15 protein-coding genes are annotated in these 10,811 nt (G+C 57.4%); 5 read left to right on the top strand and 10 right to left on the bottom strand.

What is annotated here, in order from left to right; genetic code table 11:
• Positions 1–125: 125 nt before the first annotated feature.
• Genes NKI06_RS12740 through NKI06_RS12730 form a run of 3 tightly spaced genes read right to left on the bottom strand, consistent with a single transcriptional unit; the run spans position 126 to position 3,012 of the window.
• Complete coding sequence (locus tag NKI06_RS12740; RefSeq protein ID WP_023687824.1) at positions 126–647, bottom strand: ferritin-like domain-containing protein; 522 nt, start codon at positions 645–647, stop codon at positions 126–128.
• Between the two features lie 47 nt (positions 648–694).
• Positions 695–1,837, bottom strand: a complete 1,143-nt coding sequence (glf, locus tag NKI06_RS12735; protein ID WP_352985568.1) for a UDP-galactopyranose mutase — start codon at positions 1,835–1,837, stop codon at positions 695–697.
• A 2-nt stretch (positions 1,838–1,839) separates the two neighbouring features.
• Complete coding sequence (locus NKI06_RS12730) at positions 1,840–3,012, bottom strand: glycosyltransferase family protein (protein WP_352985566.1); 1,173 nt, start codon at positions 3,010–3,012, stop codon at positions 1,840–1,842.
• Between the two features lie 353 nt (positions 3,013–3,365).
• On the opposite strand from NKI06_RS12730, the gene NKI06_RS12725 reads away from it, so the two are divergent.
• Positions 3,366–4,283 (top strand): glycoside hydrolase family protein, encoded by a 918-nt coding sequence (locus NKI06_RS12725; RefSeq protein WP_352985564.1) that lies wholly within the window; start codon positions 3,366–3,368, stop codon positions 4,281–4,283.
• Between the two features lie 279 nt (positions 4,284–4,562).
• Here NKI06_RS12725 and NKI06_RS12720 read toward each other — a convergent pair whose 3' ends face one another.
• Positions 4,563–4,739 (bottom strand): hypothetical protein, encoded by a 177-nt coding sequence (locus NKI06_RS12720; RefSeq protein WP_352985562.1) that lies wholly within the window; start codon positions 4,737–4,739, stop codon positions 4,563–4,565.
• Between the two features lie 140 nt (positions 4,740–4,879).
• On the opposite strand from NKI06_RS12720, the gene NKI06_RS12715 reads away from it, so the two are divergent.
• The 3 genes from NKI06_RS12715 to NKI06_RS12705 all read left to right on the top strand — a co-directional run bounded on the left by NKI06_RS12715 (position 4,880) and on the right by NKI06_RS12705 (position 6,110).
• Positions 4,880–5,389 (top strand): pyridoxamine 5'-phosphate oxidase family protein, encoded by a 510-nt coding sequence (locus tag NKI06_RS12715; RefSeq protein WP_352985560.1) that lies wholly within the window; start codon positions 4,880–4,882, stop codon positions 5,387–5,389.
• 125 nt (positions 5,390–5,514) lie between these two features.
• Complete coding sequence (locus NKI06_RS12710; RefSeq protein ID WP_352985577.1) at positions 5,515–5,883, top strand: hypothetical protein; 369 nt, start codon at positions 5,515–5,517, stop codon at positions 5,881–5,883.
• A complete protein-coding gene (locus NKI06_RS12705) occupies positions 5,775–6,110 on the top strand; it encodes a cupin domain-containing protein (RefSeq protein WP_352985573.1) in 336 nt (111 codons plus the stop codon). Before NKI06_RS12710 ends, NKI06_RS12705 begins: the two co-directional genes overlap by 109 nt.
• A gap of 1 nt (position 6,111) precedes the next feature.
• Here the strand turns inward: NKI06_RS12705 and NKI06_RS12700 are convergent, their stop codons facing one another.
• The 6 genes from NKI06_RS12700 to NKI06_RS12675 all read right to left on the bottom strand — a co-directional run bounded on the left by NKI06_RS12700 (position 6,112) and on the right by NKI06_RS12675 (position 8,905).
• Positions 6,112–6,408, bottom strand: a complete 297-nt coding sequence (locus tag NKI06_RS12700; protein ID WP_023681146.1) for a SemiSWEET family sugar transporter — start codon at positions 6,406–6,408, stop codon at positions 6,112–6,114.
• 14 nt (positions 6,409–6,422) lie between these two features.
• Complete coding sequence (locus NKI06_RS12695) at positions 6,423–6,986, bottom strand: hypothetical protein (RefSeq protein ID WP_352985557.1); 564 nt, start codon at positions 6,984–6,986, stop codon at positions 6,423–6,425.
• 118 nt (positions 6,987–7,104) lie between these two features.
• A complete protein-coding gene (xth, locus tag NKI06_RS12690; protein ID WP_352985555.1) occupies positions 7,105–7,881 on the bottom strand; it encodes an exodeoxyribonuclease III in 777 nt (258 codons plus the stop codon).
• Between the two features lie 68 nt (positions 7,882–7,949).
• A complete protein-coding gene (locus tag NKI06_RS12685; protein WP_352985553.1) occupies positions 7,950–8,162 on the bottom strand; it encodes a hypothetical protein in 213 nt (70 codons plus the stop codon).
• Positions 8,159–8,314 (bottom strand): hypothetical protein, encoded by a 156-nt coding sequence (locus NKI06_RS12680; protein WP_155923313.1) that lies wholly within the window; start codon positions 8,312–8,314, stop codon positions 8,159–8,161. The genes NKI06_RS12685 and NKI06_RS12680 overlap by 4 nt, the downstream gene beginning before the upstream one ends.
• A gap of 63 nt (positions 8,315–8,377) precedes the next feature.
• Positions 8,378–8,905: a YciE/YciF ferroxidase family protein gene (locus NKI06_RS12675; protein ID WP_023681150.1), complete on the bottom strand. Its 528-nt coding sequence runs from the start codon at positions 8,903–8,905 to the stop codon at positions 8,378–8,380.
• 422 nt (positions 8,906–9,327) lie between these two features.
• On the opposite strand from NKI06_RS12675, the gene NKI06_RS12670 reads away from it, so the two are divergent.
• Positions 9,328–10,728, top strand: a complete 1,401-nt coding sequence (locus NKI06_RS12670; protein ID WP_352985551.1) for a phospholipase D family protein — start codon at positions 9,328–9,330, stop codon at positions 10,726–10,728.
• Positions 10,729–10,811 lie beyond the last annotated feature (83 nt).

The following is a 10,811-nucleotide window of genomic DNA, read 5'->3' as shown; positions in this document are numbered from 1 at the left end:
CCGCGTCCTTTGTTAAACCACCCCGGGTTTTGGGGGGGGCCCCCCCCCGGTTTTTGGGGGCCCAACCGGGGGGGGGGGGGGGGGGGCCGTCTGTTTCGAACCGCCGCCCGCGCCGGTGCGGTGCATCAGCTTTTTGCAGTCGCCCCAGCCTCGCGCAGCCTGGCATATCGCATGGTAACGTCGCTCAGATTTTCCTTGAGCCAGTTGGCCATGGCTTCCTCTTCGTTCAGGTTCTGCTTGAGGGCCCTTTCAGCATCCTGGAAGCCCCCGGCGTCGGCCAGTACCAGCAGCGAATTGTAGGCAGCAATCTCGTAGTTCTCGAATGCGAAATTCGCCAGGCTGTTCTTGATGATCTCGTCGCCGGCCATCGAATGTCCAATGGCGGCCACGCTGCCAACCATCGACAAGGCAGTGTCTTTGAGGGTGGAGTGCTCCTCACCAAGGCCCTCCAGGACGGACTCGAGTCTCGTGATCTGGCCTTCGGTTTCCTGAATGTGCCGGCGCAAGCGATCGGCCACCTCCGGATAGTTCTCTATACGCTCGACCTGAGGCTTCATGATCGACAGCGCTTGATTTTCCATGGCGTGCGCGTTCCGCAAACCGACGATAAATATCTCACGGCTTTCCGAGTTGAAGTTTGTATCCATCGAGTTTCTCCTTCTGATACCCGCCCGATCTTCCGTCTTGGAAGAAACTATCTTCTCGGCTCGGCCAACAACGGCTCCTCCGTGCGCGCCCAGGCCGGGAGGCTTTTTTGGATGCGCGCGAAAGTGGCCAGAGCCTGTCCGACTACCTGGTCCATGTTGTAATAGCGGTAAGTTGCAAGCCGACCGACAAACCACACGTCTGGGCAGCTTGCCGCGAGCGCTTCATAGCGCTTGTAGAGCACTTCGTTTTCGGGCCGGGGCACGGGATAGTACGGGTCCCCGATGTCCGTGGGATATTCGTAGGTCAGGCTGGTCCGCGAACTCTGCTGGCCGGTCAGATGTTTGTACTCGGTAATGCGCGTGTAATCTTCCGTCTGGGGATAATTGACCACGGCAACCGGCTGAAATTGCTCGCAATCCGGTGTAACGTGCTCGAAACGAAGCGAACGGTACGGAAGGTGCCCGAGCTGCCAGCCGAAATATTCATCGATCGGGCCGGTATAAACCATGCGCCTGAACGGTATCTTCTCACGAATTTCACGGAAATCGGTCTGCAGCATGATCTTGATATTCGGATGGTCGAGCATGCGCTCGAACATCCGCGTGTACCCGCCGGCCGGCATTTTCTGGAAGCTGTCGCTGAAATAGCGGTCGTCACGGTTGGTCCTGGTCGGCACTCGTGCCGTCACGGATTTGCTCAGCTGACTGGGATCGACGCCCCATTGCTTTCTTGTGTAGCCGCGGAAGAATTTTTCATAGAGCTCGCGCCCCACGGTGCTGACGACGACGTCCTCAGCCGTTCGGACATCCTCCACCGTTTCGCGTCGCGACGCGAAGAAATCCTCCAGCTGTGCCGAGGTCAGGTCTAGCCCGTAAAGCCGGTTGATGGTGTCGAGATTGATCGGGATGGGAACCAGTTGCCCGTCTACGGCCGCCAACACCCTGTGCTCGTACGGCCGCCATTGCGTGAACTGCGAAAGGTAGTCCACTATGGCTTGGCTGTTGGTGTGGAAGATGTGCGGGCCGTAGCGATGGATGAGGATGCCGGCTTCATTGTAGCAGTCGTAGGCGTTGCCTCCCACATGGCTGCGGCGATCGATCAGCAAAACGCTTTCCTGACGCTGCGACGCTATCCGTTCGGCAAGCACACTGCCGGCGAAACCCGCGCCGACGATCAGCCAATCGAACATGGCTATGCACTCCTGCGAAGGGGCACGACCTTCTTGCGTTGGTAGGCGCGCTCAATGTGAGCTGCCATGGCATTCCATGTCCGTTCCCAGGACATGTCCGCAAGATAGGCATCGACTTGCTGCAGGAGCATCTGACGCGGTCGCGAAAGGACGGAGCGCAGCTTGATTTCCAGATCGTCACAGTCGGCGATTTCCACCAGCCCGGCAGCACCGTAACTGCGCACCACGTCGACGATTGCCGTCGAGATCACCGGCAGACCCGCGGCGAGGAATTCCGGCGTCTTGGTCGGGCTGATGAAACGCGTCGCCTCGTTGAGGGCAAACGGCATCCATCCGGCGTCCCAATGGCGCAAATAGTCGGGCAGATCGCAGTAGGCTTTCGGGCCAAGCCAATGCAGGTTTTCGGCTTGCGGCAGGCTTGCAGGGTCGATCTTGACGACCGGACCGAGCATGACGAAATGCACGTCCGGCATTGTCTTTGCCGCTAGCGCCACGAGATCGACGTCCAGCCGCTCGTCGATGACGCCGAAATATCCAACCCTCGGGGAAGGAATGCCGGCCTGGTCGGCTGGGTCCCTTCCTGGCCGTCTTGCGGTGTGAAAGTGCCTCACATCGATGCTGCTCGGAAATGGAAAGATGGCGGGATGGAGGTGACGCTTGGTCTCGAACAAGCTTAGACCACCGGTGAAAACCAGATCCGCGCGGCGCAGAAGCGCCTTTTCCATCTGGCCCAGCTCGGGGGGCGCATTCTTGAACGCAGAGAGTTCGTCCATGCAGTCATAGACGCATATGTCTGGGTCGAGGAATTCCGTGAAGCGAAGAGCCATTGGGGTGTAGTACCAGGCGATCAGCCGGCTATGCGGCATAGAAGCGATGGTCTGCTGCACAAATCTCCGCTGGACGGCATCTGCTTTCGCGGCCGACGTGCCGAGCGGCAGCACTGGTGTGACAATTAGAATGTTTTCCGATGCCACGCTCGTCCGCATCAGCGGCTGCGGCAATTCTTCGAAAAGGGGTTCTTCAAAGTAGACCACTCGCTGCTGAGCGGATGCGAGAGTGAGGAGATGCTGCGGACGCTGGTGAACAAAATTCCATCGTAAGTGGGAGAAGCAGACCAGTATATTTTCGCGACGAACATATTGACTGCCGGTTACCCCGCCAAAGGCCGCATCCATTGACATACTCCCTCTGTGACACTATTTATGTTACGATTAACATTTGTTAATCGCGAATGGAGAGAACTACTTAGTTCCAGCTCCTAACTTTCGATCAGGTGAGTTGTTCCAACTGAAATGAAGAAGGCCCGGTCGCCCGCTTGTTCGACGCACGAAGCGGGATCTGGTTGCGGAGGCGAGGGCGGCTGTCGGAACCCGGCCGCCACTGAAAGCGTGGTTCAACGAGGAATGCTGGTGGACAGCGGCATTGCCGTATTTGCGTTGAACTCGTTGGCTATAGAATGTGCCTAACATCAATGATTCGCCTGTATCTCTGCGCGTCTCCGACTGCCGAGGCGAATTCCGGGGCTGACATGAACATCAACTTTGAAACCAACGTTTTTCCACTGTTTCATCCGCAAAGCGTGGATGATCTCAAGGACCCGTGTCCTGTCTTCGATGGCCGTGTCTGGCACGTCTTCGGGTCAAGCGGCACGGTCACCACTGAGACGTGGAGAATCTTGCATGCCACGGCGCCCGATCTGTATGGGCCGTGGGCCGAGCATGAGCCGATCGAACTTCCAATCAACGGCACTGGTGTTGCGGCTCCCGGTGTGACCCACGAGTGCGGCGTCTTCCACATGTTCATCCAGACGGAATTCATGAAGTCGGGTGGCCGTTGCGAGCATGCGGTTTCCAACGATGGGTTCCATTGGGTAGTCCTCAGTCCGGCCATTCTGGCCATCCCGGACACGGAAGAGGACGGAATTTACGATCCGCATCCGGCGGTCATTGGCGGTGGGCGCTACCTCGTTTATTCGGCTATGCCAAAATTCACCAGGGTGCCTCAGCCCGACATCTATCTGGCGCGTAGCCAGTCCGACTCGTGGTTCGGTCCGTGGAAGCGGATCGGCAAAATCCTCGACCACAACGATGTTCCCCACCATAACACCAGAGATGATCCCGACTACGAATGGGGCATTGAGGGCGCGCAACTGATCGAATTGCCGGACGGCCGGGTGCTTCTCAATGCCACGTGCTTTCTTCCGGACGGCATTCGGGGAAACCGGCAACGGGTGTTTTTTGCCATAGCCGACGAGGTCAGCGGACCTTACGTTTCGATCGGCCCGGTGCTGGAGCCAGGTCAACCGGGCGAGAACGGCCACTCGACAGTGATGATCGAAGGAAGTCAGCTTTCGCTGTTCTACCAGAGCCGGGTTGCCACAACCGATCACCGATGGCGCTACGGTTTGGCCAGATGCGACGTCGCTCTCTTTTCAAAGGTCGCGTGATTCCAGGCTGCCATTAGCGCCTTGAGGCCGATGCGCGTCATGCAACTCCGGAGGGTTGAAGGTGATCCGCGTCGGTGACGGTAGCAAAGTGTCATCCGACGCAGTAGGAGACACGACATGGCCGATGCGGATCGACGATTGCCGCGATCGCACTGGCGGGAGGCAAGTCGGGAAGGCCGGCCTTAACTCTGTCGCTTTTAGCGCAATGACTTGAGCCGTTCGTCAATTTTCTCAGTGGCATTGATGACACCGCCAGATGCCCTGCCAATGGGCTCATAGCTATTTCTTCGGTCCCTTGACAGGGAATGTCGCGTCGCCGTCTTTTTTGCCGGAGATCACACGCGGATCGGCGCTGGCGACGCCATCGCTTCCCCCGCCCTTGTGGTCCTTTTCCGACTGACCCTTTGCGTCCTGCTCGGGTGTCCGTTTTGATGTTCGAAGCGTCTTGTCCACCATCATGGCCTCGCGTTTGCCATCCAAACTTCCAGCAATTTCGAAAGTTCCACCGCTTTAGCAAGCCGAAGGACCCAGTGAGTTGGAACGTCGTGGCGGGACGTGAGTTGTAAGCGAGGATATTCACCCGCAGGAGGACGCTTATGGCTAACCGCCGAGAGCAGCAGACGGACCTCACGCCCGCCGAGGCAACAGACCGCATCTGGGAACTCGCCGAGGACATCGACGTCTGCATGTTTGTGACCTGGGACGGCGAGTACAATCGAGCCCGTCCGCTATCTGCGCGTGTGGTCCGTGAAGAAAACGCCATATACTTCCTCGTCAATGACGACAGCGCCAAGAGCAAGCAGCTGTCGACCTATCGAAAGGTCACATTGGCCTGGAGTGACAACAGCCACTACAAATACGTCACGATGTCAGGCCCGGCCACAGTGACAAATGATAGGGAAAAGATCGCCGAGCTCTGGGAGAAAACTGACTCAGCCTGGTGGGATAATGCCGATGATCCCGAGATTCGTCTGATAACGGTGAAACCCGACGAAGGCGAATTGTGGGACAGCCCGGGGCTAATGATGGCTACCGCAACGATGGTGTTTGCGGCCGTTACCGGCGCCAAGCCGAATGTGGGCGACAACGCAAAGGTCGAGCTCTGAGCGAGCGGCTAACCTCTGCTTTCCGGCCGCGTATCCATGCAACGTTTGTTTGACCCTGCGGAACGGAGCGCTTCTGGTGCATGTTGACTAAAACGTGTTCGATATTTTCCGCAGAGGCAGCGTCGATGAGCATTTTGGAAACCAGCAAGAAAGTGATCGAGAACGTCACCGGTTTCGCAAGACCGCGCAAGGAAGCTGTCGCCGGATTTGTGAGGCAGCGAAAGTCGAATGAGTTCTGGTTCAAGGATGATGGACTTGTACCCAATCATCCAGCATGGCCGCTCGTCGTTTATCGCGGCGCCGTCGAATTGCCCGAAGGACTTGATCCAGCAGCCGTCAGGTGCTTTTCGATGCAAACGGATGGGGCGATAGCTGGCAAAACGGCATCTATGATTACGTTCACTATCATTCGCAAATACACGAGGTTCTGGGCATTGCCCGCGGAAATGCTGAAGTCCGGTTTGGCGGCAAGAAAGGACGAACGCTGTCGCTGAAGGCTGGCGACGTCGCGGTCCTCCCGGCAGGCACCGGGCACCAATGTCTCTCGGCATCCGATGATTTTTTGGTTGTCGGCGCGTATCCTCCATTCGGGACTTATGACGAATGTAGGAGCAAGGATCAGCATAGCGATGCGCTCGCAACCATCCCCAAGGTGGGGCGTCCGCGCAAGGATCCTGCATATGGTAGCCAAGGTCCGCTTCTGAAAAGTTGGAAGCGTTAATTTAGTCGTCGGGGTCGAAAGCCTTGGCAACTGCATCTTTCTCAGCCTGCGGCAGGACTGTCATTGTGAGAATGAACGCTGACAGCAGGAGACAAACGCCATTCGTGATTATGATCGGCCACTCTGCCTTCATGATGCCGAAGGCCAGCCACAAGGCGAACCCCAACACAGTGATGGCATACGTCGGTGCGGAGATGCCGCTTGTCTCTCGTGTCCTGATGATTTTCCAGGCTTGCGGCGTGAAACTGCTCATCGAGCAGACGGTCGCGAGATAGCCGATGAGCGTGACTGTCTGCATGGAAGCGGCCTGCCCTACGTCGCAGATACGCGCTTAAGATCAGATACGGGGACCACGCCGTGCTGGCTGACAAAGGTCAGGGTGGAGTCCGTGCTCTGGCTCTGCGAAACACCGGATATGCGATGGTCGCCTGTGTCATAAATCTCCATCTTTCCATGATCGTCGATGACCAGGCGGCTTCGCTCAGGAAACGCTGCGTAGCGCATATTGTTTTGAGAACCAGCGGCAGACGGGCTCCCAAACTCCTCAGGCCACCATGAGCCGGCGTGGGCCATAGCTGCAGAACGATAGCTCGTGTCGTCGCGTTGTGGCTTGGCGGGATGATCGCGCAGGTAGGCCGAGAGCTCCGCCGCGATAGTGTTGAGCTTCGCCTTGAGGCTGTCATCAAACATGTCGCCGACCATCGTCATGCCGGAGGACCATTGTGACATTCCTCCGAAGTCGACGTGGCTGAACTGGGCCATGGTTCCACCACCACGCCGCAACGCCTCAAGGACAGCCATGACAGCGCCATCAGTGACGCCTTGCTGGCGTGCAAGGCGCGCAATCAGTTCAGCTTCCTTTTGAGTGTTTGTCATCATTGCGTCCTTTGAATCGCTTGGCGCCGGCAGTCCTCATTGTTGACGATAGACATGCGCGGCCAAATGTAATCACGAAGGAGCGCCACTAGGTCTTCAGGCTCCTTGCCGAGGAAGCTCAATCAAGTTCTATCCAGGCTGGCGCATGATCGCTCGGCTTGTCCCATGCACGCGTTTCGGCATCTACTCCGGCATTCTTCAGGCGATCCAATAGGGATGAACTCAGCAAGAGATGGTCCATCCGGAGCCCGGAACTCCGATCGTACCCGCCGCGGTAGGAGAAGTTCCAATAGGTGTAAATTCCTTTTTCTGGATGAATGCGACGAACCGCATCGAACCAGCCCTGAGCAAGTATTTCGGCGTACGCGCTCCGGCTCTCGGGGTAGTAAACGGCATCGCCAACCCAGCGCCCCGGCACCGCCGCGTCGATCGGGCCTGGAACGACGTTATAGTCGCCGCACAGGATTGTCGGTGAGCTGTCGCCGAGCAGCACCTGGCCATAGGTGATCAAGCGTCGGAACCAGCGAAGTTTGTAGTCGAACTTCGGCCCCGGCGCTGGATTGCCATTGGGCAAATACAGGCAGCCGACAACAAGCCCATTCACATCTGCCTCGATGTAGCGGCTGTGCGAATCGTCGGGATCGCCCGGCCGACCTCGACGACGTTCCAGCGGCTCAATCCCGCGAGCGAGGATTGCCACGCCATTGTAGGACTTCTGTCCGTGCCAGATTGCGCCATAGCCGGCGTTTCTAATCGCGTCGACGGGAAATTTTTCGTCAGAGGTCTTCAGTTCTTGAAGGCAGACGATGTCATAGCCGGTTTCGCCAAGCCACTTGAGAAGCACTGGCAGTCGGCCGTTGACGCCATTGACGTTGAAGGTTGCGGTGCGGGTCATCTCGACGATTTAACGTCTTTGCGCCGCTTCGATGCGACATAGAGTCGGTAGCCAAATCTTGCCTTTTGTCATCGTCCATCTGCATTTTTGCTCGAAGCATTGGTGCTTTGACCGGAAGTAGCGGATGTCTTTGCATCTTTGGAATGCGCGGCAATTGCCGGACCCGCGCCGGTAGCTTTCCGCATATCGCCGCTCCCCTTGCCGTCAGTCGATTTCTTGCTCAACAGTCCTGAGAAATATTTTCCAAAGAAGCCCATCCGACTCTCCATCTTGGCGCTCATTCGGCGACTTTGCGGGCCCTGAACTCATCTCTGCGCTGTTCTCGCAGCTGCCGAGGATCGCTGCGCGAACCGCCAAGCGCGCGGCGCCTGACCAGCGCGGCCGAACACTCAAGCAGGAAACATTCCAGTCCTTTGTAGATATGCGTGATCATGTCCTTCATCTCCCGGGACCGCCTCGGCACATGGGTCGCCGAGGCGGTTGGGTAGGCGATCAATCAAGCCGCTTTCCGTTCTGCCGCTCGTTCGTTGACGCCGGCTTCACCGAGGGCAGTCAACGCCTCGTCGGTGGCCTTCTCCTCTTCAAGTGTCGCATTGAGGAGCGCAACCACGTCATCCTTGCCGAGCGTCGTAGCCCAGGCAATCAGGGTTCCATACCTGGCGATCTCGTAGTGCTCCACGGCTTGCGCGGCACCGACGAGCCCTGCATCGAGCGAAGTCGAACCCTTGTACTCCTGAAGGATTTCAGATCCTTCCTCCAGGATGCCGTCGATCGCCGGGCAGGTTTTGCCGCGCGCGGCCGCGCCGAGAATCTCGAAGACCTCCTCCAGACGTTCGACCTGCCCCTCGGTTTCAGCGAGGTGCTTCTCGAATGCTGCCGAAACTTGCTCTTCGGATGCGCCTTTGGCCATCTTCGGCAAGGCTTTCAGAATTTTCTTCTCGGCATAGTAGATGTCTTTGAGGCCATCGAGGAAAAGGTCCTCCAGGTCCTTGTTGTTGCCATTGGCTTTCTTGGCAGTGGGCATTGTGCCGTCTCCTCTGTTGAAAATTGCCCGTCGCGAGCATTTTCTTAACTCGGAAACCCGAACCCGGTTCCGGCATAATGGAGATATCTAAATTTAAAGGGTCCTGCGCTTCAGTGAGAACAACGACCACGTCATTCTCGTCGAAGAGCCGCGGCGGGGTGCACGCCATCGGGCTCCCGCCAACAGTTCACGGTCTGAGGGGCTGGGACTACAGGAGAAGCAAGTTCCGCGGCGGCAGCAGAGCAGTCGGGGCAACGCCTCTCAAGCCTCCTGACCGCTCTGCAGCCGCTTGATTGCTGGCCCTGCTTGCATCCAGCAATTGGGTGATTGGACGCTGCGTATGCAACCAGAATACCTCAGAATGGTTCTAGCTATGATTTGAGCGGGATGGCAGCGAGCGCCGTCCAAAGGTGGCAATTTTTATGGACGTATCACTTTCGCGAACCACAAACGACAACATCAAAGCCGGCAAGAGCGGCTTGCTGCTTGTCTCGGACAATTATGACGCTTTCGCTGTGCGCGTGCTGGCGGCAAGGAGCGCTGAGGGCAGCCTCGACCTGATGTATTACCTTTGGCATGATGATCACACCGGCCGCTTGCTGCTTCGCGAGGTTTTTCGAGCTGCTGAGCGCGGTGTTCGGGTACGCATGCTCCTTGACGACGTCAATCCGCGTAAAAATGATGCGGCATATCTGGCGCTGAACAACCATCCAAACATCGAATTGAAGTTGTTCAATCCGAGCGGTATCAGGCGCGGCCGGATCATGCGTGGTCTGGAAGTGCTGTTGCGGCTCTTTGCATTGACGCGACGGATGCACAACAAGGCTTGGATCGTCGACGACAAATTTGCCATTGTCGGCGGTCGGAATGTTGGCGATGCCTATTTCGATGCGGCAGAAACCAATTTCCGGGACCTTGACCTGCTGCTCCTGGGGCCTGCGGTACGGCAAACTGCGGCGATATTCGATGCCTTCTGGGCTTGCAATGAAGCCAAGCCAATCAAAACCTTGGGATCAGTGGCTGAGCATGAGCATGCCAAATGGCTTGAAGGAAGCGATACCGGCCCCGATCCCAAATTCTTGGACGGCATCGGCAACCGGGGCTCGATCACAGAGTTTATTGCGGCCAGCAACGACGTTCATTGGGTGGATGGCGTGCGGGTCATTTCCGATCCGCCGGAGAAGGTTCGTGGTTGGAGACGTCGCAGCTGGCTTATGAAAGAGCTGCGTCCCATCATCCAATCCACCTGCGGATGTCTGGAGATTGTGTCGCCCTATTTCATTCCCGGCAAAAGGGGTACAGCGATCTTGCTGGACCTTGTCGGCGCCGGTGTTGACGTTTCGGTTCTGACCAATTCCCTGGCAGCTACCGACGTGGCCGCAGTCCATGGCGCTTACGCAAACTATCGCAAGCGGCTGCTGAGGAATGGCGTCAAAATTTTCGAGCTTCAGCCGTTCAACCGGCGCTCGGCAATCTCGGTGTTTGGCTCGAAGGGCGCCAGTCTGCATACGAAAGCTTTCACCGTCGACGACAATATCGGCTTTGTTGGTTCCTTCAATTTCGATCCACGGTCAGTGTCCTTGAACTCGGAAATGGGCGTGCTGTTTGAGGATCCGAAATTGGTCGCCGAACTGCGGCATCGATTCCAATCGGAAATATCTCCGGAAACAAGCTATCGGCTCGAACTGAAGCACAATGTTCTGCATTGGCATGGATGCGGCGAAGGCAAGATTCAGGACTATACGCATGAACCAGAAGCCGGATTTTTTCGCCGTATCCTGGCGGTCTTCGTCCGTCACCTCCCGATCGAATCTCAGCTCTAGCATCCGACGATGGCCGAGGACCTCGCGATCTCAGCAAATTGCCCTGCCGGGGATCGCGTGAGCGAAACGTGAAACCCTGATCT

The sequence above is a fragment of the Mesorhizobium sp. M0772 genome, assembly GCF_040320135.1.
Taxonomy (GTDB): Bacteria; Pseudomonadota; Alphaproteobacteria; order Rhizobiales; family Rhizobiaceae; genus Mesorhizobium.
This window is presented reverse-complemented; position numbering and strand designations above follow the sequence as displayed.

Bases quoted from the DNA above. Each gene is read 5' to 3' on its own strand.
- NKI06_RS12715 (WP_352985560.1), top strand. From the start codon at position 4,880: ATGGCTAACCGCCGAGAGCAGCAGACGGACCTCACGCCCGCCGAGGCA.
- NKI06_RS12710 (WP_352985577.1), top strand. From the start codon at position 5,515: ATGAGCATTTTGGAAACCAGCAAGAAAGTGATCGAGAACGTCACCGGT.
- NKI06_RS12700 (WP_023681146.1), bottom strand. From the start codon at position 6,408: ATGCAGACAGTCACGCTCATCGGCTATCTCGCGACCGTCTGCTCGATG.
- xth (WP_352985555.1), bottom strand. From the start codon at position 7,881: ATGACCCGCACCGCAACCTTCAACGTCAATGGCGTCAACGGCCGACTG.
- NKI06_RS12725 (WP_352985564.1), top strand. From the start codon at position 3,366: ATGAACATCAACTTTGAAACCAACGTTTTTCCACTGTTTCATCCGCAA.
- NKI06_RS12695 (WP_352985557.1), bottom strand. From the start codon at position 6,986: ATGACAAACACTCAAAAGGAAGCTGAACTGATTGCGCGCCTTGCACGC.
- NKI06_RS12730 (WP_352985566.1), bottom strand. From the start codon at position 3,012: ATGGATGCGGCCTTTGGCGGGGTAACCGGCAGTCAATATGTTCGTCGC.
- NKI06_RS12720 (WP_352985562.1), bottom strand. From the start codon at position 4,739: ATGGTGGACAAGACGCTTCGAACATCAAAACGGACACCCGAGCAGGAC.
- NKI06_RS12670 (WP_352985551.1), top strand. From the start codon at position 9,328: ATGGACGTATCACTTTCGCGAACCACAAACGACAACATCAAAGCCGGC.
- NKI06_RS12740 (WP_023687824.1), bottom strand. From the start codon at position 647: ATGGATACAAACTTCAACTCGGAAAGCCGTGAGATATTTATCGTCGGT.
- glf (WP_352985568.1), bottom strand. From the start codon at position 1,837: ATGTTCGATTGGCTGATCGTCGGCGCGGGTTTCGCCGGCAGTGTGCTT.
- NKI06_RS12685 (WP_352985553.1), bottom strand. From the start codon at position 8,162: ATGAGCGCCAAGATGGAGAGTCGGATGGGCTTCTTTGGAAAATATTTC.
- NKI06_RS12675 (WP_023681150.1), bottom strand. From the start codon at position 8,905: ATGCCCACTGCCAAGAAAGCCAATGGCAACAACAAGGACCTGGAGGAC.
- NKI06_RS12680 (WP_155923313.1), bottom strand. From the start codon at position 8,314: ATGATCACGCATATCTACAAAGGACTGGAATGTTTCCTGCTTGAGTGT.